The sequence below is a fragment of the Bacillus salitolerans genome, from assembly GCF_042680805.1.
Classification (GTDB): Bacteria; Bacillota; Bacilli; order Bacillales; family SA4; genus Bacillus_CJ; species Bacillus_CJ salitolerans.
Genome location: NZ_JBHUEM010000020.1, coordinates 134,670 through 160,563 on the forward strand (window position 1 = coordinate 134,670; position 25,894 = coordinate 160,563).

Below are 25,894 nucleotides of genomic sequence, written 5' to 3' on the forward strand. Positions count from 1 at the left end.
TAGTTTTATAAAAAAGGACTTTTCTAAGAGTAGGTGAGAATATGAATAGAATGTCGGAGTTTTTTAAGAGGCCCTTGTTTTTAGGTATTTTAGTTTGTATGTTGGGATTATTCATTATGTGGAATATTCCGATTGAGAAAAGAAAATACGGTTTATCCCAAACGAGTGTAACGACAGACTATACAGGACTTCTTCCATTAAAAGTGGAGCGGGTCATAAAGGTTGCTGATAACCAAGATTTACAGAAGGTGGTTCAACAAGCGAATGAAACTAGACAACAGATTTCGATCGCAGGGCTTCAGCACTCACAGGGAGGGCATACCTACTTTAAGAAGGGTGTGTCATTAGACATGCGTTCCTATAATAAAATATTAGAAATTAACGAAGAATCTAAAACAGTTCGAGTACAAGCAGGAGCCACTTGGGATGATGTCCAAAAAGCGATATCCCCATATGGACTTGCACTAAAGGTGACTCAATCCCAATCCATTTTTTCAATAGGAGGATCGTTATCTGTTAATGCACATGGGAGAGATATTCGGTTCGGTTCTATGGCAAACTCTGTTTTGGAGATGACATTATTAACACCTACTGGGGTTATTAAAACAGTTACTCGTGAAGACTCAGAGGAATGGATGAAATATGTTTTCGGTGGATATGGATTATTTGGAGTGATTTTGGATGTAACATTGGAATTAACTGAAAATGATATTTATACAATCCATACTGAGGAAATCTATACAAGTGAATATGAATCATATTTTACTAATTTAATTGCTCAAAACGAAGTCGCGATGCATTATGCAAGAATTAGTGTAGCTCCGGATAGTTTTTTGGATGAAATGTATGTGATTGATTATGTTTACACTGGAGAAAAAGATAGTAAAACACCTTTAAAGGGAGAAGAGGGGGTTCGTTTTAGTAAACTTGCACTCGATATAGGGAGGAAGGGAGGTTTTTGGGAAAATCTTTTTTGGGATTCCCAAAAATTATATATTAATTCAATAGATGGAAAAAGAATATCTCGAAATAATGCAATGCGTTCGGAGTCTACATTTATGGAATTTACTAGCAATACTCGAGTAGAAGTGTTGCAGGAGTTCTTTGTCCCTATTCATTTATTTGAAGAGTATATTCAAGATTTAAAACAATTACTTTCTTCTAATGATCAAGAGGATGATTTTAAAGTTCACAATATTACGGTTCGTTTTGCAGGTAAAGATAGCCTAACAAGCTTGAACTATGCAAAAGAGGATATGTTTGGACTTGTTATTCTTATCCAACATGGTTTAGAAGAAGAGGAGATTGAAAGTGCCAAAAAAACAATACAGAAATGGACAGATTTGACACTAGATTACAAAGGTACGTATTATTTACCTTATTATCGATATCAAACAAAAGAACAATTTATGAGATCCTACCCAAACTGGAAGGGTTTCAAGATGGAGAAACTTCAAAGAGATCCAAATGAAGTATTTCAAAATCTATTTTATGAATATTATTTAAAATAAGGATAAGGGACTATGAAAAATCAAAAAGTAGGTTTTTTTCCACTATTTGTGACAGTAGGACAGGTTGTCATATTTCCATATTACATTATATGGTTAAAGCAAGTTTCATTAACTTACACACTTTTTGCTTGGTTTTTTGCTGCATTTTCGTTTGCCGCCGCATGGGGATATAAAGTAAAAATGTCAAAAAGAGGAAATAATGATAAGATTCTTCCATTTATTTATGCTGGAATGGGATTCATATATATATTTGTAGGAATGATCGATCATAGCTTCTCTTACTTACCTTATATCGCCTTACTGATTCAAATAAGTCTAGGCTTTTTACAAGGATACTTTCGCGCATGGCATATCAGACAGAAGCTATATAGTCTAAATACAGTACATCATTATGTTATTGTAGGATGTACGATGATTGGATTATCCTTTATTAAGGTTTTGTCTCCGCATTTTTTTCTAATTATATTTGGAGTTATCCTAAGTATTTGTGGAGTGTGGATTTTTCTCATCATTGGAGAAGAAAGAAAAGAGCCATAATACGCAAGAGAGCACAGTTTTTTTGCTTATGTTGCAGGGGTTATTACTTTACTTAGAGAAAATAGTAAAAGAATTATTTAAAAATATTTTACGTTCATATCTTTTTTATACAGGGGGGAATAAACATGAGAAAGTTCATCTTTCCTTTTACTCTATTAATACTAATTATCATTTATCTTATGCTTACGAATCCGACCACTGATGATTACCTTGCTTATTCAGTAAAACAATTTGGTGAGTCACCATCAGTAACGAATCTTGAAATTGAAATAGAAAGAGTTAACTTTATGTTTTTCTCCACGTATACACAGATTGTAGCCTTTGAAACTGGGATAACCTATTTAGGTATCGGAGGGGCCTTTTTTAAAATATCAGATGGCCAATTCGATTATCCTTGGTGGCTAGAGTTTTTTAACTAAACACTCTTTATAAGTCAATCCTAACGTAAAAAGAGTAACGTTTTCATGTAGTGTTACTCTTTTTATTATTGTTTGATCGTAACTGTCTAATTATCTTATTCTGATATAGTAGTTTTATTTCTACCAGTACCTAATGAATGATAAAGAGCCTCATCACTCGTTCGAAAATTGTTTTCAGATGGCCCGTGGACATAAATAAGCTTATCACAATTGAGTTTGTAATAGGTTTACCTGTAGGACTTAGTGACTGCTTCAATCATGTTTCTTAATTAATCTGTAAATTTAACGCATCTTTTAAATCTTTATTTTTAAGTAATATCCCAAACTCTTCTTCCCCTATCTAAAGCATAAATCACCAATACAAACTTAAAAAATAAATAACTACATCTATTTTTTAGGGTATATGGAAAATCCTCCGTTTAAGATGGAGTTTGTGGTCGATATCACTCGAAAAATATGGTAAAATAATAAAAAATTACTATATGAATTTTGGTAAACCAGTACGATAGTCTTGGACGCCAAATCATAGTCTACTGTTCAATTGAAAAATAATAGTTTGGTAACCGAAAAAGTAGCTAAAAAGAACGTATTCGGTAGAGTAAGTCCTTTTTTAACAAAAGAGAACATTCAGCATAGAGAAGGGGACAACAATGAGGATTGAAAAGGTACTAAAACTAATTTGGATATCAGTTGCGATCGGGATATTTTTTAATCTATTTGTAAGCTACATATTTTTGAACGGGCCGAGTAGAGAGTTTCATCTATTAAATATTGTGTTGGGACTTTCATGGATACCTTTTACTATTACATATAGATATATAAAAGAAAGTTGGCGAGAAATACTTTTTATTGCTAACATGATCATCGTTTTGTGTTTATTGTATTATGTGGCACCTTTTTTAGATTATGTATTATTTTACTTTGCCCCTCTGTTTACGATTTTATTTAAAAAGAAATCATTGTTTATTGGTTCTTCCATTTCTTCCGTTATCGGCTATGGTGTTATAATCATAATTCATCCAACACTACATACTACAATTGTTACATTAATGATTGAACTATCATTCTATTTTGTTTATAACTTAGTCTTGTATTATGTGACATTGATATTAACCGAAAATGAAAAAACAAAAGTGTTATATGAAAAGACCATGCAAAGTTTAATCATTGCGATAGAAACAAAAGATGATTATACACAAGGTCATTCAAAAAGGGTATCTGAATACTCATTGCTTTTAGGAGAGAATTTAAAAAAGAAAGGGTTCCCGATCGATATAAATATTCTTAGAGTATGTTCATTGTTACATGACATTGGAAAGGTGCATACTCCGACTAACATATTAACTAAAAAGGGTAAACTTCTACCTGAGGAATTTGAAGAAATAAAGAAACACCCATCCAAAGGGGCATCGATACTAAGGATGCTAGAATATCCTAACGAAATCGTAAATGCGGTTTTACACCATCATGAGCGGTATGATGGAACAGGATATCCACATGGTATAAAGGGACACGATATACCACTTTACGCTAGAATCATTGCGATTGGTGACACGTTTGATGCATTAACATCAAATCGTTCGTATCGAAATGCCTTTCATCCAGATCGAGCAAAGAAGATTATCTTAGAAAACATGGTATCTCAATTTGATCCAGCTCTCGAAGCTGCATTTGTTGAAGTATATCCATCTTTCTTACCAATTGTTCCAAGGAATTCAAATATAGACGAGGATAATCACACAGAAGTATAGTTTTAAAGGGTTGGCTTAATTGTCAACCCTATTTATATTTGATGAGATGACTCTTTCACTTTTTCTACTCAAACGCATTGATAGTGCCCAGCTTGCGAAACATCCAACACATACAGCTATTGCCGAGGCTACAAATGCACTATAATAGCTGTTAGTCTGATCAATTAAGATACCTGTTACAATAGGGGAAAAAAATTGACCCACTCCAAAAAACAACGTAAGAAAGCCTAATGCAATCGGAGCTAGTGCGGGTTCAACATACTCACTAACACTAGTGACTGTAATGGTTGGAACAGCCCATAATGCTATTCCGTATAAGATCACCTCAACAAGTAAGAGGGTAGGATGATAGGTTAAAGACATTAATAATAAGAGTATGCATTGATATCCGTAAACAATGGTCAAGGCTTGTATCCTTCCGATTTTGTCTGAAATTGCCCCCCATATGAATCCACTAAAAATACTGATAAAACCACCGATGGCGAAGTATTGACCAGCAACACCTTTAGTGAATCCGATATCATTCATTAAGTAGTCTACAATAAATGTAGAAAAGACAAGATAACTAAATCCCCATAGAAAGTATGTGAAACCAATATGCCAGACAATTGAATTTTTATAAACAGAACTTGTAGCTAAGAAGGTATGGTCAGATGTTTGATTTCGCTCTTCTCCGTTGGAATGAATACCTACCTCTTGAGGATGCTTCTTTAAGAAAGCTAAGACTAAAATTGCAATTAATAAGATAAGACAAGCTAACACAATCCAACTAAATCTCCATCCGTTAACTGTATCAATCCCTATCATTACGGGAACAAATACTCCACTAAATACAATACCAAGTCCGGAACCGGAGTTCACAATTCCCATGGCTAGACCCCGTTTCTTCGGTGCAAACCATTTTGCCACAACTCCAAGAGCAGGTATGTTGGCTCCTCCTGAACCGATACCCATAATGAGACTTCCAAAGAAGGATATCCAAAAATGACTTGACATTGCCAATAATGACATCCCTAATGATGCTAAACATAAGGAAGCAATGATAACAACCTTTGCTGTAAAACGGAGGACAAAATAACCAGAAAAAAATGCACTAAGTAAGTATCCAAAAAAAATCGAAGAAGCAACGAAACCTGTTTGAGTGTAAGTAAACATTAGATCGTCTTTCATAAAGGGAAGGATAGCCCCAAATGAAAATCGCCCAAAGCCTAAGCTTCCAAGTAAACACAAAGTTAATAATAGTAAGGTAAGGATCATTCTAGCTTTTTGGCTCATACCTCATCATCTACTTTCGAAATAAAATAATCATCTACTAACATATTACCATAGGTAGGAAATTGATAACTGAATAAAAAATTAATGAACAAAATGTAGGATTGTGACTTTAATAGCTGTTGTAAATGGGGGTGAAGAAGGCGGGTATATATGTAAAGGGGTAACTTATACTTAAACTAATAACTAATTAACAAAAATATGTAACATTTTTTATCTGTAAGCATATAGTGATTCTTGTGTGAGATTATTTGTGAAAGGATGACTGAAAGTGAGTAAAGACCAAATTAATTTAAACTCTGCTAGTACTAATCACAATGTATCAGGTTTTAAAGTAATTGAAGTGAACATTACGGATAATTCTTCAAATTTATATGCAGTTGTTACACCAGTGAAAATGAAAGACTAATGATTGACTATTTATGGGTTAAAAATCTAAACCACCCTTTTTGTCATTCTACATAGAAAGGGTGGTTTACTATTTTCATGTTACTTATATTTTCTTATAACCTCAGCTACTATTTCATAAGACCGTAATCTGGCTTGGTGATCATAAACCATAGAGCTTATGATGATTTCATCTGCTTTTGTTTCTAATAAGAATTCATTGAGTTTTCGCTCAACTGTTTGATGAGAGCCCACAATCGAGTACGCAAATTGATTATGCAAGATTGATCTCTCATATTCATTCCAAATGTCCTCCATGCTCTCAACAGGTGGAGGTAATTGACTTGGATTATTCCGAATCAGGTTTAAAAATGCTTGTTGCATAGATGTGGCTAGGATTTGTGCTTCTTTATCAGTATCAGCAGCAATAACATTTATTCCAATCATGGCATAAGGATCTACCAAATCATCAGATGCTAAAAATTCGTTATAGTATAAATTAAGTGCTGCTAAGGTATTATTTGGCGAAAAATGACTAGCAAATGCAAAGGGTAAACCTAAATGTGCAGCAAGGCGTGCACTAAAGCCACTAGAACCAAGGAGCCAGATAGGAATATTTAGTCCTTCACCTGGAATAGCTCTAACCCCTGTTCTAGTTTTTTTGCTATTACTAAAATAAGAGCGGAGTTCATCTAATTGTTCAGGAAAATCTTGTCCATTGCTTCTACTATCTCTTCTTAGAGCCATAACAGTTAATTGATCTGTGCCAGGGGCACGACCTAGTCCAAGATCGATTCGGCCCGGAAATAAAGACTCAAGTGTCCCAAATTGCTCAGCAATTATTAACGGTGCATGATTTGGTAACATAATCCCCCCAGATCCTACCCTAATAGAAGAAGTGGAGGCTGCTACATGACCTATTACAATTGAAGTGGCAGAGCTGGCTATACCAGGCATATTATGATGCTCGGCAAGCCAATAACGATGATAACCCCATCTTTCCACATGCTTTGCGAGATCTACTGTATGTTTTAAAGATTCACTGACTGATCCTCCTTGAACGATTGGAGCAAGATCAAGAACTGAAACCCGAACCTCATTAAGATTTTTTACTAATTTTTTATTCATTCCTTTATTCATCTTCTTTCTACAAATATTGGATCGGTTATTATGGTATCAGAAAATATCGGTAGATAAAAATAATTGAACTCAAGAACTGAGCTTTCGATAGATATGTAAGAAAAATTAAAAAGGAGGTTATTATTCACCTCCCAAGTCTTGTAGCTTAAGCATCATCACGTTTCCACGTTGCCCCCTTACCACTTATAGGGCAAACAGGAAATTCTTCATTTGAATGTAGCTTCAATTTATGACCTGAATGGCACGTATATTCTCCATTCATTGGAACGCCTTGACCCGTTCTGTAAACTTCAACCTCGTTATGCTTCATCTTTTACCTCCTAAAAAACAAACTACTCTATATGATTTCCTAAAATCCCGTAAGTAATAGAAAAAACTGGTTTTAATTTGTACCATGAGCATATTTTATAATTTAGAATATTTAGAATAGTTGTTGAATATTTTTGGTATAGGAGTATAATAAACATATACATACTGACTGGTTAGTTAACTTACAAGTGTTTCATTCCGTAGGAAAGGAGGGAGTTATATGAGGATTTCAGGCAAAACAGCCATCATCACAGGAGGTGGGAATGGCATCGGGAGAGCTACTGCCATTCTTTTTGGAAAAGAAGGTGCGAATGTTGTAATAGGAGATACTGATATAGATTCGGGATACAAAACGGAAAGATATTTGAGGGAGCTAGGATATAATGCACTATTTGTAAAAACAGATGTTAGTCGTGCCGATCAGATTATTAACCTTGTTCAATCGGCAGTTCGTACATATGGTGCTCTTCACATACTGGTTAATAATGCGGGAATAAGTAATTCTAATGTGAAAAGTATTGATCTAAGCGAAGAAGAGTGGGATCAAGTGATTGATATCAATCTTAAGGGAGTTTTCCTTGGGATCAAGTATGCTGTCCCAGAAATGATAAAAAATGGCGGTGGTTCTATCATCAACACATCTAGCCTATTAGGTTTAAAAGGTCAAAAATATTTGGCAGCATACAATGCATCAAAGGCAGGGGTGGTCCTTTTAACAAAAAATGCTGCTCTAGAATACGGGAAAAACAATATCCGCGTTAACTCTATTGCACCAGGTGTGGTTGACACAAAAATAATAGACGGATGGAAAAATGATGAAAGGAAATGGTCCATTATTTCAACAGCCAATGCTCTAGGTAGGATTGGTACTCCTGAGGAAATAGCCAATGTAGTATTATTTTTAGCTTCTGATGAATCGTCTTTCATAACGGGAACAACCATATCTGTTGATGGTGGAGGGCTTACCTATTAGGATATAATCTTACTATAGGCAATTCTTAATATGATATAATTATCATAACTATCTTTAGATTGAGAGGACATAATGTCGTGAAAGAGAAAATAACAGAACATAGTATCCGTTTATTTGAAAAGAATGGTTATAGTGAGACATCTATCCAGGATATCGTTGACTCATTAGGTGTGACAAAAGGAACGTTTTACTACTATTTTTCTAGTAAGGAAGAACTATTAAACGACATTCACCTAGGGTATATTGATGAAATGTTAATTCAACAGGAAATAATAATAAATGATGTCAACAAAGATTGTAAACAAAAGCTATTTGATATTGCGTATATGTTAATTAGTAACATTAAAACCAAAAGATCAAGTGCGAAAATATTCTTTAGAGAAATGCGCAATTTAAGTGAAGAAAACCTTTCAAATATTGTGAAAAAACGTGATAAGTTTCGTTTAAATGTAGAGAGTTTATTAAACGAAGGAATTGAAAAAGGTGAGTTCCGCTCAAATTTAAATGTTAAGATAGCAACGTTTGGGGTTTTAGGTATTATTAATTGGAGTTATCATTGGTTTAATCCTGGTGGTAATGCTACAGACAAAGAAGTTGCGGGAATTTTTGTAGATATGATTATTAAAGGAATTCAAATTGAATAAGAGGAGTTTTACCTCTTTACTACAGTTTACATACTAACCGGTAGGTTTGTCGATTTGAAAGTCTCCCAATATCTATATCTAACTCATAAAGAGAGAACTAGGAAATATATTTATTACATACGAAATAGTTTGAATATTCCGTTATAAAATGGGTGCTCATTATGTAAGAGAAAGGGTGGGAGGCAATGACAGAGCGTCATTTAGTAATTGAGCAAAAGGGACCTATCTTACATCTACTATTAAATCGTCCTGAAAGTTTAAATGCCTTTAGTGCTGATATGATACTCGGCTTAACAAAGGCATTTCGAGAGGCTCAGGACAATCATGAAGTAAAGGTTATTGTTTTATCAGGGGCCGGTAGATCCTTCAGTGCTGGGGGAGATGTTAAGTCAATGGGGAAAGCAACTGCAACCCAAGTTTATGAACATATTGGAAGGTTAAATCAATGTATTTTAGCAATGAAGGAATTAGACAAGCCCATTATTGCAGTTGTACAAGGATTTGCAGCTGGAGCAGGTTTTAATCTTGTACTTGCTTGTGACTTGATTGTAGCAGCAGAAGATAGTCAATATGCATTAAGCTTTTCTAAAGTTGGTTTGATTTCAGATGGTGGGGGTTCCTATTTTATTCCACGATTGATAGGACCACACCTAGCGAAACAATTCCTTTTTACAGCTGAACCGATTCCTGCAAAAAGGCTCTATGATTTAGGAGTGATTAATTATCTTACTCCAGTCGTGTATTTACAAGAGGAAGCTGTAAAACTTGCGAGCAAATTAGCATCTGGTCCGATAAAAGCGTATGGCATGATGAAGAAGATTGTAGATCATTCCTTTAATTCAACGCTAGAAGAGATTTTAGAACAAGAACGAATTACACAAACATTGATGATTCAAACAGAAGATCATCAAGAAGGAGTTATTGCCTTTACAGAAAAGAGAAAACCAAACTTTATAGGTAAATAAAAAGGAGAGTTATGGATGAAAGCTATTCAATTAAAAGAATTTGGTGGTCCAGAAGTTTTAAGATTAGTAGATTTAGATGTTCCAGTTCCTAGAGATCATGAAGTTCTTATTGAAGTGAAAGCAATTGGGGTCAATTATGCAGACACCGCAAGAAGAGAGGGACAGTATGTTGTGAATACACCTTTGCCATTTATTCCAGGGGCAGAGGTTTCAGGAGTAGTTACACAAGTTGGAAGGCATGTCAAAACGGTTTCGCCAGGAACAAGAGTTGTAACGTTAATAGAATCTAACGGTTATGCTGAATACGCAATAGCCTCGGAGCAATCCATTATCCCATTACCTGAAAACCTAGATTTTATCAATGCTGTCGCTCTTCCGTTACAAGGATTAAGTGCTTATCACATTATAAAGACGATGGGAAGGCTCGAAAAGGGAGAAACGATATTAGTTCATGCAGCAGCAGGTGGAGTGGGTACTATTGCCATCCAGCTAGCAAAATTATTTGGCGCTGGTAAAGTCATTGCAACTGCCAGTACGGAAGAAAAATTAGTTTTGGCACGTGAAATGGGAGCTGATGTTCTCATTAACTATACAAACGAAGATTGGTTTGAACAAGTTCTAAAGGCGACAGAAGGAAAGGGTGTTGATGTTGCGCTAGAGATGGCTGGAGGAGAGGTATTTCATAACACATTAAAGTGCTTGGCTTCATTTGGAAGGCTCGTAATTTATGGGGTAGCGAGTGGAGTACAAAGTAAGTTCTACCCATCTTCACTCATGGCTAGAAACCAGTCAGTCATTGGTTTTTTCCTTCCACAAATTATGAGAAAACCAGCATTATTACAATCGAGTTTATCTGATTTGTTGCAATTTGTTGCTACAGATGAATTAAAGCTAACCATCGGAGGAGTGTATCCACTTGAAGAAGCGACTAAGGTCCATGAATTATTACAGGGCAGAAGGACAACAGGAAAATTAGTTTTAACTCCTTAATGACTTTATACACTAAAAAGAGGTGATAGAGTGCAAGCCAATCAAGTTTCGCATTTGTTTCTACGTTCGGCAATTTATAGTGGCTCTAATTCTAGGTCATTAATTCCCAATCTTTTCCACGGATTAGGGTCAAAAAAGGTTGTTCTATATAGTGATCGTGTATTAAAGAAAATAGGGTTAGTAGATATGGTAGTTGAACTTTTTAATTCATCTAGAAAGGAAGATTGGCCCGAATTAGTCGGAATCTATTTGGATATAGCCCCAGATGCTGAAAGTAAAAGTGTAAATAAAGCAGCGGAATTTGCAAGAACAGTTGGAGCCGATTCGTTACTTGCTCTTGGTGGAGGAAGTGTGATGGATACAGTAAAAGGGGTGAAATACTTATTACATAATGGGCTCTCAGATATTAAGAAGGTAATGCCTCGGGGGATAGTATACGAGCGATTGCCAAATGCAAGGAGGATTGATATCCCCCATATTGCAGTTCCTACTACCGCTGGGACGGGATCAGAAGTTTCCCCCATAGCTGTCATTTATAATGAAGACCTTCACGTAAAAGGTAATATCATTAATCCTTTTATTAGTGCCGATATTGCCATTTTAGACCCAGAACTAACCACTTTACTACCACCTAAGATTACAGCATTTACTGGATTTGACGCATTAACTCATGCTATTGAAGCACTAGTATCACCGAAGGCTACATCAATAACCGATGCATTTGCCCTTCAAGCAATACGAGCTATAGAAAAGAATTTACCTATCGTGGTTTCTAACGGAGAAGATGTCGATGCAAGAATGGAAATGCTTCAGGCAAGTTTAATGAGTATAACAGCTTTTAGCTTTGCCCTTCATGCAATTCCGATTCATAACTTTGCGCATGCCTATGGAGCACTCTTTCGTATCCCACATGGTCTTGCAAATGCCGTATTCCTTCCAATTGTAATGGAGAAAATTCCGAATCTATATTTGCCAAAGGTAAAACAACTAGCTGAAGCATTACGAGTTAATCTTGAGCATCAGGATGAAGATTACACACTGTCTCTTGTACTGGAAAAGATTCGATCACTACAATATCAAACGGGTATCCCAAAGGACTTTAAGGAGTTTAACCTTACCGAAAAAGATCTTGAAAGGGTTAGGGCATTAGTTACTAGTGATCCAGCTGCTGTTGCCTACCCTTTGTCAAATGATGTAATTGATAACGTAGGTCAAGCGGTTGTTCCGCTTTCTGTGAAGTAAATTTTGAGGATGAAGATTTAATATATACTGAGATATTGTTTTTCATCTTTGAAATGGAGGAAACGATATGATGAACTTTGCCTTTTCAGAAGAGCAAGACATGCTTAGAAAAATGGTTCGTAATTTTGTCGATAAAGAAATCATGCCAAACATAAAAGAATGGGATGAAAAGCAATATTTCGAACGTAATATGATGAAACGACTGAGTGAACTAAATTTAATGGGAGTATGTATCCCTGAACGATATGGTGGAAGTGGAATGGACTATAATTCGTTAGCCATCGTATGCGAAGAGCTAGAAAGAGGAGATACGGCTTTTCGAACAGCCGTATCTGTCCATACTGGGTTAAACTGCATGACCTTACTACAATGGGGTAGTGAAGAGCAAAAACAGAAATATTTAGTACCTCAAGCAAAAGGTACGAAGATTGGAGCGTTTGGCTTAACAGAAGCAAATGCAGGATCAGACGTTGCAGCCATGCAAACAACCGCTGTTGACATGGGTGATTATTATGTATTAAATGGCTCAAAAACATGGATTTCCCTTTGTGATGTTGCAGATCACTTTTTAGTTTTTGCATATACAAATAAATCGAAACAACATCATGGAATTTCAGCATTCATCGTTGAAAGAGTATTCGATGGCTTTTCATCAAAAGCCATCAAAGGGAAACTGGGGATACGGGCAGGCAATACGGGAGAGGTCTTTTTTGATCAAGTAAAGGTACCAAAAGAAAATTTACTTGGATCAGAAGGAGAAGGATTTAAAATTGCGATGTCTGCCTTAGATAGTGGGAGATTTACAGTTGCCGCAGGAGCATGCGGAACGATTATGGCTTGTCTTGAAGCAAGCTTACAATATTGTCATGATAGAACGACATTTGGTAAGGAAATAGGTAGACACCAATTAGTTCAACAAATGATTGCTAAAATGCATGCAGGACTTGAACAATCGAGATTACTAGTTTACAAGGCTGGATGGTTGAAAAATCAAGGAAAGCGGAATACGAGAGAGACATCATTAGCTAAATGGTACGCATGTGATTATGCACTTGAAGCAGCAAATGATGCAGTACAAATTCACGGGGCATATGGCTTTTCAAATGAATACCCAGTTGAAAGATATTTAAGAAATGCAAAGGCACCGGTCATATATGAGGGAACTAGAGAGATTCATACTATTATGCAAGCAGAATATGCCCTAGGATACAGAGTGGATAAACCACTTAATTGTCTCTTACCTTCATGGCCAAGCGAAAATAGACTATAAAGAAAGCAATAATTTTTAACATCTACATACTAACTGGTAGGTATGGTGATATTTTATAAGTATTGGGAGAATAATCTTTCTTTTCAATGAAACTTGTTTCTAAAATTTGAAATGGAGTGAGCGAGATGGATTTACGATTAACGGATGAACAAAAGATGGTACAAAAAACGATACGTAAATTTGTTGAAAGGGAACTAATACCACTTGAAAATGAAGTCCTGAAGAATGAGAGAGAAGGACGCCCTAGTCTTCCAGAAGGGAAACTGGGGGAGCTACAATTAAAAGCGAAAGAAGCAGGGTTTTGGGGGATCAACACTCCTGAAGAATATGGAGGTGCAAACCTTGGTCAAATGATGATGGCAATCGTTTTAATGGAGGTTTCAAAAACGTTTGTTCCATTTAGGTTCGGTGGTTCTGCAGACAATATTCTATATTATGCAAATGACGAACAAAAGAAAAAATATCTTCTACCTACAATAAGTGGTGAGAAGATTTCGTGCTTTGCCATGACAGAGCCGGGAGCTGGATCAGATACAAGAAATATAAAAATGACAGCTGTAAAAGATGGTAGCGAATGGGTACTAAATGGCGAAAAAACTTTTATAACTGGCGGAAACGAAGCAGATTTTGTTATGGTTATTGCAATTACGAATAAGGATAGACATCAGCAAACTCAAGGACGAGAAGGGGTTACGTGTTTCATTGTAGACCGGGATATGGGATGGAGATCGGAGTATATTCATACGATGGGGGAATGGGGACCAGCAGGATTAGTATTTGAGAATGTACGCGTGCCAGAAGAGAATATCTTGGGAGAAGTGGATAAAGGTTATAACCTTGGGTTGGAATGGATAGGTTTTGCTAGATGGGTAGTTGGAGCAAGGGCAGTTGGGAGTGCTGAGCGATTATTGCAAATGGCCATTGAGTATTCAAAAGAGAGAATAACCTTTGGACAGCCAATTGCTGAAAGACAGGCTATTCAATGGATGATTGCTGATTGTGCGGTTGATATTGAAGCTGCAAGATGGTTGGTTTTAAACGCTGCCTTTACGCTCGATCAAGGTGAAGATAACCGACATTATGCTTCAATGGCAAAGCTCTATGGTGCTCAAATGGGCAATCGAGTAGTGGATAAAGTACTTCAAATCCATGGCGGAATGGGATATACGAGAGAGTTACCTATCGAAAGATGGTACCGTGAAGCCAGACTTTGGAGAATTTATGATGGAACAGATGAAATTCAGCGCTTAATCATTGCAAGAAATTTATTAAAAGGCCATGTAAAGGTTAGCCAAATTTAGTGAAATTCAATCAAGGGGGAATCTAAATGTCAAACAGATTCGATGGAAGAGTTGCCTTCGTTACTGGTGGTAGTAAAGGGATTGGTAAGGGGATTACAGAACTTTTTGCAAAAGAAGGTGCAATTGTTGCTTTAGTTGATATAAACGAAGAAGCTTTAAATGAAACTACGAATGAACTGAAGGAAAAGGGATTTGAAGTTTACTCTAAGGTAGTGGATGTTACAAAGGCAGATCAAGTAGAGGTTGCAGTACAAGAAGTGTATGAATCCTACGGTTCTCTTGATATTCTAGTCAATAATGCTGGTGTCATACGAGATAATTTATTTTTCAAAATGACGGATTCAGACTGGGATTTGGTTATGGAAGTTCATTTAAAAGGAGCGTTTCATGCAGCTCGAGCCGTTCAAAAGTATATGGTAGAGAAGAAATATGGGAGAATTATTAACATTTCTTCGACTTCTGCTCTTGGTAATCGTGGGCAAGCTAATTACGCAACGGCAAAAGCAGGCTTACAAGGCTTAACGAAAACACTAGCAATTGAGCTTGGGAGGTATGGAATTACAGCAAATTCTGTAGCACCGGGATTTATTGAAACCGATATGACAAGAGAAACAGCAAGAAGAATAGGAATTTCATTCGATGATTTAATAAAAGCAAGTGTATCGGCAATTCCTGTTGGGAGAAGTGGTAAACCTCAAGATATTGCAAACGCTGTAGCATTCTTTGCGGATGAGAAGTCTTCGTTTGTTAATGGTCAAGTACTCTATGTAGCTGGTGGACCGAAAAACTAGAATATTAAGTGAGGTGAAAAATGATGTTTTCTCCATACATTGGAAAACGTTCAGAAAAGCTAAAGAACATGGTGGAAAGAGGTGCAGTCAAAAAGTTTGCAGAAGCAATTGGAGATCCACACCCTATTTTTCTGGATGAAAAAGTAGGCGCCAAATCAAGATACGGACAAAATATTGCGCCACCTACATTTCCTAGAGTGTTTGATTATGGAACAATTGAAGGTTTGTATCTACCCAATAAAGGCTTAATTCACGGTGAACAGGTGTATCACTATGAGCGACCATTACTTGTAGGAGAAGAGATTTACTGCTATACAGAAATACAAGATTACTATGAAAAAACTGGAAATTTTGGTCAAATGGGTTTCCTCGTTATATCGAATAATGGTGAAGATGATAATGGTTTACCTATTTTTACATCAAAGCAAGTCATTATTATAAGTGAAGCCGTTAGAAGGGAGTTGCTCGTATGACTATATCATTAAAGGAGCTACAAAGTGGCGACCAATTGCCGATTGTTGATCTTCCACCAGTATCACGTATTGATTTAATCAAATATGCGGGAGCTTCTGGTGACTATAATCCTATTCATACAATTGATGATGAAGCAAGGAAGGCTGGCTTGCCAGGTATAATCGCACACGGTATGTGGACGATGGGAAACTTAGGTAAACTTTTCACTTCATTTTATGAAGAAGGATTTTTACAAGATTTTTCAATTCGTTTCCAAGGAATGGTCCTCTTAGATGATGTTGTGACATTGAAAGCAGTATTAAGAGAAACAAATAATCAGAAACTAAAGTTTGATGTGAGAGCGAGTAAGCAGGATGGTACAGATGTGTTAAAGGGTGAAGTGGTTTACTACCTTTACAAAGACTAGGGAAATTATCGAGCCAGTTATTACAAAACTCAATGTAAGATCATTTCGAATTTATTAGACTAACATGTAAAGTGAGGTGGAGCCATTGAACTTTGAACTGTCTGAAGATATTCTTTTTTTAAAGAGAAATGTTCGTGAATTCATACAAACAGAAGTCGAAGCAGTAGCGATGAAAATAGAAGAAGATGATAGAATACCTGAAAGAATCATTACAATGTCAAAAGAGCTAGGATTATTTGGTTTAAGTATTCCAGAAGAATACGGTGGTACGGGCATTGGAATGGTGGGTAAATGTGCTCTTTATGAAGAGATTGGTCAAACACATAATGGATATACAACTTTAATAGGTGCACATACAGGTATTGGTACAGTCGGTATTGTAGAGATGGGAAATAAGAAACAGAAAGAAAAATATCTTCCTAGAATGGCGACTGGTGATTGGATAGGGGCATTTGCGTTAACTGAGCCAGATGCGGGATCAAATGCCGCAAACCTTAAAACGACAGCTGTTAAAAAAGGAGATAAATATATTGTAAATGGATTGAAGCATTACATTACGAATGCTAGCGATGCATATGTTTTTACTGTTATGGCAGTGACAGATCCTGACAAGGGAGCAAAAGGAATCACCTCCTTCATAGTAGAAAAGGATTTTCCTGGTTTTCGTGTAGGATCAATTGAGAAAAAAATGGGATTAAAAGGTTCTCAGTCTGCTGAACTTGTTTTGGAAGATTGCGAAGTGCCAATAGAGAATGTACTTGGTATAGAAGGTCAAGGCTATGTAAATGCCCTGAAGATATTAGCAAACGGACGTGCCGGGCTTGCATCACGAAACTTAGGGTCCTGCCAAAAACTGCTAGATATGTCGATTGCGTATGCAAAGGAACGTATACAATTCGGAGAACCTATCATTCGCTATCAGGCTGTTAGCCATATGCTAGCAGAAATGGCCGTTGAAATCGAAGCTCTTCGTTCGTTTACTTACAGAGTAGCGTGGATGGTAGACCAAAAAATGAAGGTCATTAAAGAAGCTGCGATGCTTAAACTTTATGGTTCAGAGGTTTATAACCGGGTTGCTGATAAAGCAGTCCAAATTCATGGAGGACTAGGATATATATCGGATTACCCGATAGAGCGATTTTACCGTGATGCTAGAATAACAAGGATCTATGAAGGAACATCAGAAATTCAGAAAAACATCATCGCATCAGAACTTGAAAAGGAGATAAAGTGAAACTTCAATCAGTGGGGGGTTCCCCATCCCCCACTGATTGATAGTTGAACCAATCGGGTTCTTACTGGCGCTTATCCCCCACTTAAACTTCTCGATTCATCTAAAGTTTTGAAGTGGGGGTCTTAGCGACAGTTGGAGCGGGATAAAGTAAAAGAATCTGGTGTCTTGTATGCTGCTACCTCTCTAATGAATGTTGTTTTATTATGAATGATTTTAGTTTAGAGAAGATAAATATACTAATTTAACTTGTTTAAATAAAATACTGACTAGTTAGTAACCTGTTTGTGGCTACTGGAAAGTGAGGAAACGATGAATTTTGACTATTCTCAGAAAGTAAAAGAGTATCAACGAAAACTAACCGTATTTATGGAGGATTATATTTATCCAAATGAAAAGCTATATAAACAACAGCTAGATCCGACTAACCCTTTTTCAAAAGTACCTCCGATTATAGAAGAGTTAAAATTTAAAGCAAAAGAAAAGGGGCTGTGGAATCTATTTTTACCAGATAGTGAGTTAGGTGCTGGATTAACAAACCTAGAATATGCCCCTCTTTGTGAGATTATGGGACGATCTGCCATAGCCCCTGAAGTTTTTAACTGTGCGGCTCCTGATACTGGAAATATGGAAGTACTTGTTCGGTATGGTACGGAGAAGCAAAAAGAAGAATGGCTAACCCCTCTATTAAACGGAGATATTCGTTCCTGCTTTTCCATGACTGAACCTGGTGTGGCATCCTCGGATGCGACCAATATCCAAGCAAGTATTATACGGGATGGAGAGGAGTATGTCGTAAACGGTACAAAATGGTGGTCATCTGGTGCAGGAGATCCAAGATGCAAAATTGCGATTGTGATGGGAAAATCTGATCCAAATGCACCAAAGTATTCTCAGCAATCGATGGTTTTAGTCCCTCTCAATACACCAGGAGTTACGATCAAGCGTTTATTACCTGTATTTGGATATGATCATGCTCCTCATGGGCATGCCGAAATAGAATTCAAGGATGTTAGAGTCCCAGATTCTAACATGATTTGGGGAGAAGGAAAAGGATTTGCAATTGCTCAAGGAAGATTAGGCCCAGGAAGAATACACCACTGTATGAGAACAATTGGTGCTGCTGAACGAGCAATAGAAGAATTGTGTAAGCGCATTCAGTCAAGAAAAGCTTTTGGGAAAAAACTATCCGAACAAGGTGTAATTCAGGAATGGATAGCCAATTCAAGGATTGAAATTGAGCAAGCTAGACTTCTGACACTGAAGGCAGCTTATATGATGGATACAGTTGGTAACAAAGAAGCTAAAACAGAGATTGCTATGATTAAAGTCGTTGCACCTAACATGGCACTAACTGTTATTGACCGAGCCATCCAAGCATTTGGTGCAGCTGGAGTTGGTGATGATACACCTCTTGCATCAAGCTGGGCTAACATACGCACGTTACGATTAGCTGATGGTCCAGACGAAGTACACCGCCGTGCGATTGCGAAATATGAACTTGAAAAGTACGAATAGTACGAATAGTGAAGAAGGTGGGGATTAGAATATGCATGTAAAAGAGCTTTTTGATCTTACTGGAAAGACAGCCATTGTAACAGGTGGAGGCCGTGGACTTGGAGAACAAATCGCGTTAGGTTTAGCTGAGGCAGGAGCTAATGTAGTCGTTTGTTCTAGAAAGTTAGATGCCTGCTTGGAAGTGAGTGAAGAATTGAAGAAATTAGGGGTCAATACACTCGCAATAAAATGTGATATTACAAACCCTGATGATATAAGAAATGTTGTGGAAGAAACGGTCAATCATTTTGGACGCATTGATGTTTTAGTAAATAACAGCGGTGCCTCATGGGGAGCACCTGTAGAGGAAATGCCACTGGAAGCATGGCAGAAAGTATTTGATGTCAATATCACTGGAACATTTCTAATGTCACAAGCAGTAGGAAAGGTCATGCTAGCTCAAAAAAGTGGCAAGATTATTAATATCGCATCCGTTGCGGGACTAAGGGGATCACACCCTAAATTTATGAATGCAATAGGCTATAACTCTAGTAAAGGTGCGGTTATTACCTTTACAAAGGATTTAGCTGCAAAATGGGGACCACAAGGCATCTATGTTAATGCGATTGCTCCAGGATTCTTTCCAACAAAAATGTCAAAAATTTTAATTGAGCAAGGAAAAGACCATCTTTTAGAGTCAACACCGCTTCGTAAATTTGGTTCTGATACAGATTTAAAAGGAGTTGCATTATTCCTTGCCTCTGCCGCCTCTGATTTTATTACAGGTGAGGTTGTTGTCGTTGATGGTGGCTCAAGTTCGATGTAAACTTGTAAACTTCACCCTTCTGAAAGTTGCCGATTATAGTTCAAAAGTTGCTGATAAATATTATTTTTGTATTAATTAGCTATTTTTTTCAGCAAATAACAAAACGAATGAATCATTGATTCTCATTTTCTACTAACAGAATAGGAAAACTAAACAAAAATTGATACTTTTTGCTACAAACCTTTAAAAATAGCTAATTTTCTATTCAACTAAACAACAACATGTGAGGTGAATACAATGAATCGGGATGCTGTCATAGTTTCAGCTGTAAGGACAGCGATTGCAAGAGCGGGAGGAGCATTAGCTACTGTTCCTGCACATATTTTCGGTGCTCAAGTTTTTAAGGAAGCAGTAAGACGTGTAAAGATTCATCCAAATCAAATCGAGGATGTCGTTATCGGAAATGTCACGAGTGGTGGAGGGAATATAGCTAGGTTAACAGCACTTCAAGCTGGATTTGGACTTGAAATTCCAGGGATGACGATTGATAGACAGTGTGGTTCTGGAATAAATGCGGTGAACCTAGCAGCACAAGCGATTAAAGCTGGTGTAGGAGACATTTTTCTCGCAGGCGGGATTGAGAGCATGAGCAGGGCTCCTTATTTAATGGAACGTCCTGATAAAGCATATAGCCCAATTCCACCGAGTATAAAAAAGCCAAGACTCTCACCGGATGAGATTGGAAATCCACCAATGGGAATTACTGCAGAGAATCTAGTAAAACAGTATAACATTTCACGAGAAGAACAGGACGAATTTTCATACCAAAGTCAGCAAAAAATGGCTGTAGCCATGAAGGAAGGACGATTCTCTGATCAAATAGTACCTATTCAAATTCCAACAAAAAATAAGAACCCTATTATTTTTAATCAAGATGAACACCCTCGTCCCGACACCACAATAGAAGCACTTTCAAAGATTCCGGCTGCATTTATTAAAGGTGGAACTGTAACAGCTGGAAATAGCTCTGGCTTAAACGATGCTGCAGCAGCACTTGTGATTATGTCGAGAGACAAAGCGGAAGAATTCGGACTCAAGCCCCTAGCAGTGATTAGAGAGTTTGGAGTTGCTGGTGTCAATCCCAATATCATGGGAATTGGCCCGGTACCAGTTACAAAAAAAGTGCTAGAAAAATCAAGACTAACAGTAAATGACTTAGATATTGTTGAAATGAATGAAGCATTTGCAGCTCAAGTTATAGCGTGTAATAGAGAGTTAAAGATCAACCTTAACAAATTAAATGTAAATGGTGGAGCGATAGCACATGGACATCCACTTGGTGCAACAGGCGCAATTCTTATTACGAAAGCTGTATATGAACTTCACCGAAGAAATGGAAAATATGCTCTCATTACAGCATGTATTGGAGGGGGGCAGGGAATAGCGACCATCATTGAAAGAGAGTAGGAACTCGGCCGTCTTTTAAATTCAGAATTTTCAAAAAGAAGGGAGAGCGCCATGGTATCAGATACAATTCCGATTCGGAAAGGTGAGGAAGTCGATATTGCGAGAATTGAAAATTATATTCGAGCACACATTCCGGATTTACCAAGTGAACCGCTTACTATCGAGCAATTTAGTGCGGGTAGGTCCAATTTAACCTATCAACTAAAAATAGGTAACTGGGAGGCAGTATTAAGGAGACCACCAATAGGACCTGTTGCTCCGAAAGCACATGACATGAAGAGAGAGTTTACTATTTTACAAGAAATTCAGCCTTTATATAAACCAGCACCTAAACCATATTTATTTGGTGATGAAACAATTATCGGAAGTCCATTCTTTATAATGGAACGAAAGCATGGGGTGTTATTAGATACACATTTTCCACCTCATATAAAGATAACAGATTCGAAATGCCGTCATCTCTCAGAAGTTATGGTAGATCAATTAGTTGAACTGCACGGAATTAACTATAAGGCAACGAATCTAGCTAATATGACAAGACCTATTGGGTTTATGGAAAGACAAGTACAAGGCTGGATTGGAAGATATGATAAGTCGCGTACGGATGAAATACCACAAGTGGAGGATTTAAAAAAGTGGATGATTGACCACATCCCTAAAAAAAGTGATATTTCAATTATTCATTACGACTTTAAACTCAATAACGCAATGTTTACTGAAGATTTAACTGAAATGATTGGTTTATTCGATTGGGAAATGACTACCGTTGGAGATCCATTAGCAGATTTAGGTGTAGCGATGAGTTATTGGATAGAGGAAAAGGACTCGGATTTACTAAAAAGAGGGATGGGAAAAGCTCCGATTACAACAAACCCCGGATTTATGAGTCGAAATGAGTTTATTCAATCCTACGCTGAAAAAAGTGGAAGGGATGTATCAAACATTGATTTCTATATGACTTTTTCTTATTTTAAATTAGCCGTGATATGTCAACAAATTTACTATCGCTTTAAAAAGGGTCAGACGCAGGATAGGCGGTTTGAAAATTTCAATTTATTCGTCAACAATCTCATTCAATATGCTCATGAAGCTGCTATTTCACAAAGATAATAAAGGAGCGCTAATGATGAGGAAAGTTCACCTTCTATTAAAGAAGGAAGAAATTGACCATGATAGAATTTCAATCGACAAAATAGTCGTGGTGTTCGATATTCTACTCGCCACTTCAACCATAGCCTCTGCCTTAGAATATGGGGCAAAACGAGTCATTCCAGTATTAGATGTAACAGAAGCAAAGTATATGACTACAAGGCTGAAAGATGAGGATTATGTATTAGTTGGTGAATATCAAGGAGTAACAATTGACGGTTTTTTATCACCCAATCCACTACAACTGAAGGATCAAATAAACGGAAAAACGGTTATTCTGTCCACTACGAATGGGACGGTTGCGATAAAAAATAGTGCTGGAGCAAAAATCGTTTACGCAGCATCAATCCTTAATAGTCAAGCAATCGTATCACATTTATTAAGATGTTATCCAAGTAATGAAACGATTGTGTTAGTGTGCGCAGGCTCGTCCGGAATGTTTAATATAGAAGATTTTTATGGGGCTGGATACTTTATCGATTGTCTACTTAAAGTTTCTTCAAGACGACTACAACTAACAGATTCTTCCTATGCTGCCCATCGGTTATATAGAGGAAATCAGCAATTAGGTTCAAGTATATTGCGAAATTCTAGGATCGGAACAAAACTCACTATGTATGGTTATGAGAAAGAGGTTCAATTTGTCACTAGGGAAAGTGTATTATCGAATGTTCCAATTTTAAATGATCAAAATCACATAGTTTGTGCTATGAAATTAGATTGAAATGAGGGAATCAAATGAGCTTACATCCACAGGTTGTATCATTGTTAAAAATGTTTGAGGCAAGGGGATTGCCTCCAATTGAAAAGCTACCCCTTTCTGAAGCGAGGGCTGCTTTTGAAAAGTCAAGCCAATTGTTAAGTAAACCGGAACATATAGTACCTACTGAAAATCGAATGATTAATGGCTATGAACAGGAAATCGGTATTCGAGTGTATACGCCAGAAACAGAAACAGATAGAAAACTCCCTGCGATGGTCTATTTTCACGGAGGGGGTTGGGTGATTGGAAATATAAATACCCACGATTCTCTTTGTCACTCACTTGCGTACCTTTCAAACTGTATAGTAATCGCGGTCGATTACAGTCTCGCACCTGAGAGCAAGTTTCCAGTTGCAGTAGAAGATGCTTATTTGGCCACTAAATGGGTTCATGATCATGCATTAGAATTAGGGATTGATAAACAGCAAATCGCAGTGGGAGGGGATAGTGCAGGAGGAAATCTCGCTGCTGTCGTTACCTATTTAGCGCAGCAAAGAAAGGAACTGTCAGTGAACTATCAGCTGTTGCTTTATCCGTCAACAAGTTTTGACTATACAGAATCATATGAAAGATATGGTGAGGGTTATCATCTAACCAAATCAACGATGAATTGGTTCCGTGAGCAGTATGTAAGTAGTGTAGATGATCTATTGAATCCTCTGGCTGCCCCCATGCTATTCCCAGAAAATGAGACGTCTAAATTACCGTCTACTTTTATTCTGACTGCTGAATATGATCCACTATGTGACGGAGGAGAAGCCTTTGCACAAAAATTGATAACAGCTGGTGTGGAAGTTAATTACGTATGTTATCCTGGCATGATTCACGGGTTTCTTGGAATGACTGAGTTCGTGGATGATGCTAAAAAGGCAGTACAAGAAATTGCTAAAAATATAAAGGCACATTTTGAAAAACAGACAGTAGACCAACAAAATTAACTTAGGGGGATTATTGTATGCAAACCTTACATTATGAATTTTGGCCAAAGCTTTCAAAATCACTGACAATCCCTGATACAACTTTATACGATAACTTACAAGTCTCCGTAAATAGGTATCCAAATCAAACAGCCATATATTACTACGGAACTAAGATTACTTACCGTCAATTAGACGACGAGGTAACAGCAATGGCCGGTTACCTTCAAGAAAAGTTAACTATCCATGCGGGAGATAAAATATTACTATATATGCAAAACTCACCCCAATTTGTAATAAGTTACTATGCTATATTGCGTGCAAATGCAGTAGTTGTACCTATCAATCCGATGCTCACTTCTGGCGAACTTGACTTTTATGTTCGTGATTGTGAAATTGTAACAGCACTTATTGGTCAAGAGCTCTATGCGAAAGTAAGTCCCTTGCTAGAGACAACGAGTCTTCAAAATGTGATACTGGCTGCTTATTCAGACTATGCGGGTGAATTCATTAAAACTCTTCCACCAGAAGTTCAAATGCCAGCCATTGTTGTTAATGAAGATAATCACTACTTATGGAAGGATGCAATTGGAGCAAATTTAAAGCCGTCCGAACATATAGCTAGTGCTGATGACCTAGCTGTTCTTCCATATACTTCTGGAACAACCGGTTTACCTAAAGGATGTATGCACACAAATCGTTCTGTTCAAGCAAATACAGTGGGAGCTTATCACTGGTCGAGATCAACGACAAATTCCGTCCATTTAATGAGTTTACCGTTATTTCATGTAACGGGCATGATTCATTGCATGAACATGCCAATCTATGGTGGAAGTATGATGGTAATAATGACAAGGTGGAATCGGGAACATGCGGTAGAGCTGATCAAAGAAACGGGATGTACACATTGGGTAGCGATTGCTACGATGATTATCGACTTTCTATCAAACCGTAATTTGAAAAAAGAGGATATCTCTTCACTTCAATCTATTTCTGGAGGAGGGGCTGCTCTACCAGAAGCGGTTGGTGAGAAATTATTTGATTTAACGGGTTTAAGGTTCGTTGAGGGATATGGTTTATCAGAAACCATTGCCCAAACTCATTTCAATCCAGCTGATCGTCCTAAAATGCAATGTTTAGGGATCCCATCTTTTGATGTTGATGCAAGAATCATTGATCCTATAACAAATAAGGAACTAGGTATTGATGAAGTTGGTGAGATTATCGTTAACGGTCCACAAGTAATGAAGGGCTATTATAAAAGGGATGATGAAAACAAAAAATCCTTTATTGAGTTAGATGGAAAATGTTTCTTTAAGACAGGAGATATTGGACGATATGATGAAGAAGGATATTTCTTTATCGTAGACAGGGTGAAGAGAATGATTAATGCTTCTGGTTATAAAGTTTGGCCTACCGAAGTAGAATCCTATTTATATAAACACCCAGCTATACAGCAAGCATGTGTGATAGGTGTACCAGACCCTTTACGAGGAGAGACAGTTAAGGCATTTGTGATTTTAAACGAGGAATTTGAAGGAAAAATATTTGAGGAAGAGATTGTGAAATGGGCGAAGGAACGTATGGCTGCCTACAAGTATCCTAGGTATGTGGAATTTAAGTCGCAATTTCCTGTTACAAGTAGTGGTAAAATTCTTTGGCGTAAACTCCAGGAAGAAGAGTGGAATAAGTTTGAACGTACTAGTCAATAGCCATCGCTCT

At 37.2% G+C, this 25,894-nt stretch carries 26 protein-coding genes; 23 read left to right on the forward strand and 3 right to left on the reverse strand.

The window, feature by feature from the left end; all coding sequences use genetic code 11:
• The first annotated feature begins 41 nt into the window (after positions 1-41).
• The 4 genes from ACFSCX_RS12300 (at position 42) to ACFSCX_RS12315 (ending at position 4,218) form a co-directional block, all read left to right on the forward strand.
• The gene (locus ACFSCX_RS12300) at positions 42-1,511 is read left to right on the forward strand and encodes an FAD-binding oxidoreductase (RefSeq protein ID WP_377928541.1); all 1,470 of its coding nucleotides are present in this window, start codon (positions 42-44) and stop codon (positions 1,509-1,511) included.
• 12 nt (positions 1,512-1,523) lie between these two features.
• Complete coding sequence (locus ACFSCX_RS12305) at positions 1,524-2,048, forward strand: hypothetical protein (protein ID WP_377928542.1); 525 nt, start codon at positions 1,524-1,526, stop codon at positions 2,046-2,048.
• A 125-nt stretch (positions 2,049-2,173) separates the two neighbouring features.
• A complete protein-coding gene (locus tag ACFSCX_RS12310; protein ID WP_377928543.1) occupies positions 2,174-2,467 on the forward strand; it encodes a hypothetical protein in 294 nt (97 codons plus the stop codon).
• A gap of 650 nt (positions 2,468-3,117) precedes the next feature.
• Positions 3,118-4,218 carry an HD-GYP domain-containing protein gene (locus ACFSCX_RS12315; protein WP_377928544.1) on the forward strand — a complete coding sequence of 367 codons (1,101 nt, stop codon included), beginning with the start codon at positions 3,118-3,120 and terminating at the stop codon, positions 4,216-4,218.
• Between the two features lie 15 nt (positions 4,219-4,233).
• On the opposite strand, the gene ACFSCX_RS12320 is transcribed toward ACFSCX_RS12315, so the two are convergent.
• Entirely contained in the window at positions 4,234-5,493 is a 1,260-nt protein-coding gene (locus tag ACFSCX_RS12320; protein ID WP_377928545.1) for an MFS transporter, read from the reverse strand.
• Between the two features lie 268 nt (positions 5,494-5,761).
• Between ACFSCX_RS12320 and ACFSCX_RS12325 the strand changes: the two genes are divergently transcribed.
• Positions 5,762-5,899, forward strand: coding sequence for a hypothetical protein (locus tag ACFSCX_RS12325; protein ID WP_377928546.1), 138 nt, complete (start codon positions 5,762-5,764; stop codon positions 5,897-5,899).
• Positions 5,900-5,979: 80 nt separating this feature from the next.
• Here the strand turns inward: ACFSCX_RS12325 and ACFSCX_RS12330 are convergent, their stop codons facing one another.
• Positions 5,980-7,005, reverse strand: a complete 1,026-nt coding sequence (locus tag ACFSCX_RS12330) for an LLM class flavin-dependent oxidoreductase (RefSeq protein ID WP_377928547.1) — start codon at positions 7,003-7,005, stop codon at positions 5,980-5,982.
• Positions 7,006-7,162: 157 nt separating this feature from the next.
• Positions 7,163-7,327, reverse strand: a complete 165-nt coding sequence (locus tag ACFSCX_RS12335) for a hypothetical protein (RefSeq protein ID WP_377928548.1) — start codon at positions 7,325-7,327, stop codon at positions 7,163-7,165.
• A gap of 219 nt (positions 7,328-7,546) precedes the next feature.
• Here ACFSCX_RS12335 and ACFSCX_RS12340 point away from each other — a divergent pair, with 219 nt between their 5' ends.
• From ACFSCX_RS12340 to ACFSCX_RS12425, 18 genes are all read left to right on the forward strand, one after another.
• Entirely contained in the window at positions 7,547-8,299 is a 753-nt protein-coding gene (locus ACFSCX_RS12340) for an SDR family NAD(P)-dependent oxidoreductase (protein ID WP_377928549.1), read from the forward strand.
• A 77-nt stretch (positions 8,300-8,376) separates the two neighbouring features.
• Positions 8,377-8,943, forward strand: coding sequence for a TetR/AcrR family transcriptional regulator (locus ACFSCX_RS12345; RefSeq protein ID WP_377928551.1), 567 nt, complete (start codon positions 8,377-8,379; stop codon positions 8,941-8,943).
• A gap of 185 nt (positions 8,944-9,128) precedes the next feature.
• Positions 9,129-9,908 (forward strand): enoyl-CoA hydratase/isomerase family protein, encoded by a 780-nt coding sequence (locus ACFSCX_RS12350; protein ID WP_377928553.1) that lies wholly within the window; start codon positions 9,129-9,131, stop codon positions 9,906-9,908.
• Positions 9,909-9,923: 15 nt separating this feature from the next.
• Positions 9,924-10,898: a quinone oxidoreductase family protein gene (locus tag ACFSCX_RS12355; protein WP_377928554.1), complete on the forward strand. Its 975-nt coding sequence runs from the start codon at positions 9,924-9,926 to the stop codon at positions 10,896-10,898.
• 30 nt (positions 10,899-10,928) lie between these two features.
• A complete protein-coding gene (locus ACFSCX_RS12360; RefSeq protein WP_377928555.1) occupies positions 10,929-12,140 on the forward strand; it encodes an iron-containing alcohol dehydrogenase in 1,212 nt (403 codons plus the stop codon).
• A 67-nt stretch (positions 12,141-12,207) separates the two neighbouring features.
• Positions 12,208-13,410 (forward strand): acyl-CoA dehydrogenase family protein, encoded by a 1,203-nt coding sequence (locus ACFSCX_RS12365; RefSeq protein WP_377928557.1) that lies wholly within the window; start codon positions 12,208-12,210, stop codon positions 13,408-13,410.
• A gap of 125 nt (positions 13,411-13,535) precedes the next feature.
• Entirely contained in the window at positions 13,536-14,711 is a 1,176-nt protein-coding gene (locus tag ACFSCX_RS12370; protein ID WP_377928558.1) for an acyl-CoA dehydrogenase family protein, read from the forward strand.
• A 26-nt stretch (positions 14,712-14,737) separates the two neighbouring features.
• Positions 14,738-15,502, forward strand: coding sequence for a 3-oxoacyl-ACP reductase FabG (gene fabG, locus ACFSCX_RS12375; RefSeq protein ID WP_377928559.1), 765 nt, complete (start codon positions 14,738-14,740; stop codon positions 15,500-15,502).
• Positions 15,503-15,525: 23 nt separating this feature from the next.
• The gene (locus tag ACFSCX_RS12380) at positions 15,526-15,975 is read left to right on the forward strand and encodes a MaoC family dehydratase N-terminal domain-containing protein (RefSeq protein ID WP_377928560.1); all 450 of its coding nucleotides are present in this window, start codon (positions 15,526-15,528) and stop codon (positions 15,973-15,975) included.
• Positions 15,972-16,382 (forward strand): MaoC/PaaZ C-terminal domain-containing protein, encoded by a 411-nt coding sequence (locus tag ACFSCX_RS12385; RefSeq protein WP_377928561.1) that lies wholly within the window; start codon positions 15,972-15,974, stop codon positions 16,380-16,382. Before ACFSCX_RS12380 ends, ACFSCX_RS12385 begins: the two co-directional genes overlap by 4 nt.
• 85 nt (positions 16,383-16,467) lie before the next feature.
• Positions 16,468-17,616, forward strand: a complete 1,149-nt coding sequence (locus tag ACFSCX_RS12390) for an acyl-CoA dehydrogenase family protein (RefSeq protein WP_377928562.1) — start codon at positions 16,468-16,470, stop codon at positions 17,614-17,616.
• Positions 17,617-17,925: 309 nt separating this feature from the next.
• Positions 17,926-19,131, forward strand: a complete 1,206-nt coding sequence (locus tag ACFSCX_RS12395) for an acyl-CoA dehydrogenase family protein (protein WP_377928563.1) — start codon at positions 17,926-17,928, stop codon at positions 19,129-19,131.
• Between the two features lie 31 nt (positions 19,132-19,162).
• Complete coding sequence (locus ACFSCX_RS12400; protein WP_377928564.1) at positions 19,163-19,936, forward strand: SDR family oxidoreductase; 774 nt, start codon at positions 19,163-19,165, stop codon at positions 19,934-19,936.
• A 237-nt stretch (positions 19,937-20,173) separates the two neighbouring features.
• Positions 20,174-21,343: a thiolase family protein gene (locus ACFSCX_RS12405; RefSeq protein WP_377928566.1), complete on the forward strand. Its 1,170-nt coding sequence runs from the start codon at positions 20,174-20,176 to the stop codon at positions 21,341-21,343.
• Positions 21,344-21,394: 51 nt separating this feature from the next.
• On the forward strand, positions 21,395-22,453 hold the full coding sequence (locus ACFSCX_RS12410) for a phosphotransferase family protein (RefSeq protein WP_377928567.1): 1,059 nt from the start codon (positions 21,395-21,397) through the stop codon (positions 22,451-22,453).
• Between the two features lie 16 nt (positions 22,454-22,469).
• On the forward strand, positions 22,470-23,216 hold the full coding sequence (locus tag ACFSCX_RS12415; protein ID WP_377928569.1) for a 2-phosphosulfolactate phosphatase: 747 nt from the start codon (positions 22,470-22,472) through the stop codon (positions 23,214-23,216).
• 14 nt (positions 23,217-23,230) lie between these two features.
• On the forward strand, positions 23,231-24,193 hold the full coding sequence (locus tag ACFSCX_RS12420) for an alpha/beta hydrolase (RefSeq protein ID WP_377928570.1): 963 nt from the start codon (positions 23,231-23,233) through the stop codon (positions 24,191-24,193).
• Between the two features lie 17 nt (positions 24,194-24,210).
• Positions 24,211-25,884: a long-chain fatty acid--CoA ligase gene (locus tag ACFSCX_RS12425; protein ID WP_377928571.1), complete on the forward strand. Its 1,674-nt coding sequence runs from the start codon at positions 24,211-24,213 to the stop codon at positions 25,882-25,884.
• Positions 25,885-25,894 lie beyond the last annotated feature (10 nt).

Bases quoted from the DNA above. Each gene is read 5' to 3' on its own strand.
- ACFSCX_RS12405 (WP_377928566.1), top strand. From the start codon at position 20,174: ATGAATCGGGATGCTGTCATAGTTTCAGCTGTAAGGACAGCGATTGCA.
- ACFSCX_RS12305 (WP_377928542.1), top strand. From the start codon at position 1,524: ATGAAAAATCAAAAAGTAGGTTTTTTTCCACTATTTGTGACAGTAGGA.
- ACFSCX_RS12385 (WP_377928561.1), top strand. From the start codon at position 15,972: ATGACTATATCATTAAAGGAGCTACAAAGTGGCGACCAATTGCCGATT.
- ACFSCX_RS12340 (WP_377928549.1), top strand. From the start codon at position 7,547: ATGAGGATTTCAGGCAAAACAGCCATCATCACAGGAGGTGGGAATGGC.
- ACFSCX_RS12315 (WP_377928544.1), top strand. From the start codon at position 3,118: ATGAGGATTGAAAAGGTACTAAAACTAATTTGGATATCAGTTGCGATC.
- ACFSCX_RS12350 (WP_377928553.1), top strand. From the start codon at position 9,129: ATGACAGAGCGTCATTTAGTAATTGAGCAAAAGGGACCTATCTTACAT.
- ACFSCX_RS12395 (WP_377928563.1), top strand. From the start codon at position 17,926: ATGAATTTTGACTATTCTCAGAAAGTAAAAGAGTATCAACGAAAACTA.
- ACFSCX_RS12330 (WP_377928547.1), bottom strand. From the start codon at position 7,005: ATGAATAAAAAATTAGTAAAAAATCTTAATGAGGTTCGGGTTTCAGTT.
- ACFSCX_RS12320 (WP_377928545.1), bottom strand. From the start codon at position 5,493: ATGAGCCAAAAAGCTAGAATGATCCTTACCTTACTATTATTAACTTTG.
- ACFSCX_RS12335 (WP_377928548.1), bottom strand. From the start codon at position 7,327: ATGAAGCATAACGAGGTTGAAGTTTACAGAACGGGTCAAGGCGTTCCA.
- ACFSCX_RS12380 (WP_377928560.1), top strand. From the start codon at position 15,526: ATGTTTTCTCCATACATTGGAAAACGTTCAGAAAAGCTAAAGAACATG.
- ACFSCX_RS12425 (WP_377928571.1), top strand. From the start codon at position 24,211: ATGCAAACCTTACATTATGAATTTTGGCCAAAGCTTTCAAAATCACTG.
- ACFSCX_RS12310 (WP_377928543.1), top strand. From the start codon at position 2,174: ATGAGAAAGTTCATCTTTCCTTTTACTCTATTAATACTAATTATCATT.
- ACFSCX_RS12415 (WP_377928569.1), top strand. From the start codon at position 22,470: ATGAGGAAAGTTCACCTTCTATTAAAGAAGGAAGAAATTGACCATGAT.
- ACFSCX_RS12355 (WP_377928554.1), top strand. From the start codon at position 9,924: ATGAAAGCTATTCAATTAAAAGAATTTGGTGGTCCAGAAGTTTTAAGA.
- ACFSCX_RS12370 (WP_377928558.1), top strand. From the start codon at position 13,536: ATGGATTTACGATTAACGGATGAACAAAAGATGGTACAAAAAACGATA.
- ACFSCX_RS12365 (WP_377928557.1), top strand. From the start codon at position 12,208: ATGATGAACTTTGCCTTTTCAGAAGAGCAAGACATGCTTAGAAAAATG.
- ACFSCX_RS12420 (WP_377928570.1), top strand. From the start codon at position 23,231: ATGAGCTTACATCCACAGGTTGTATCATTGTTAAAAATGTTTGAGGCA.
- ACFSCX_RS12410 (WP_377928567.1), top strand. From the start codon at position 21,395: ATGGTATCAGATACAATTCCGATTCGGAAAGGTGAGGAAGTCGATATT.
- ACFSCX_RS12300 (WP_377928541.1), top strand. From the start codon at position 42: ATGAATAGAATGTCGGAGTTTTTTAAGAGGCCCTTGTTTTTAGGTATT.
- ACFSCX_RS12400 (WP_377928564.1), top strand. From the start codon at position 19,163: ATGCATGTAAAAGAGCTTTTTGATCTTACTGGAAAGACAGCCATTGTA.
- fabG (WP_377928559.1), top strand. From the start codon at position 14,738: ATGTCAAACAGATTCGATGGAAGAGTTGCCTTCGTTACTGGTGGTAGT.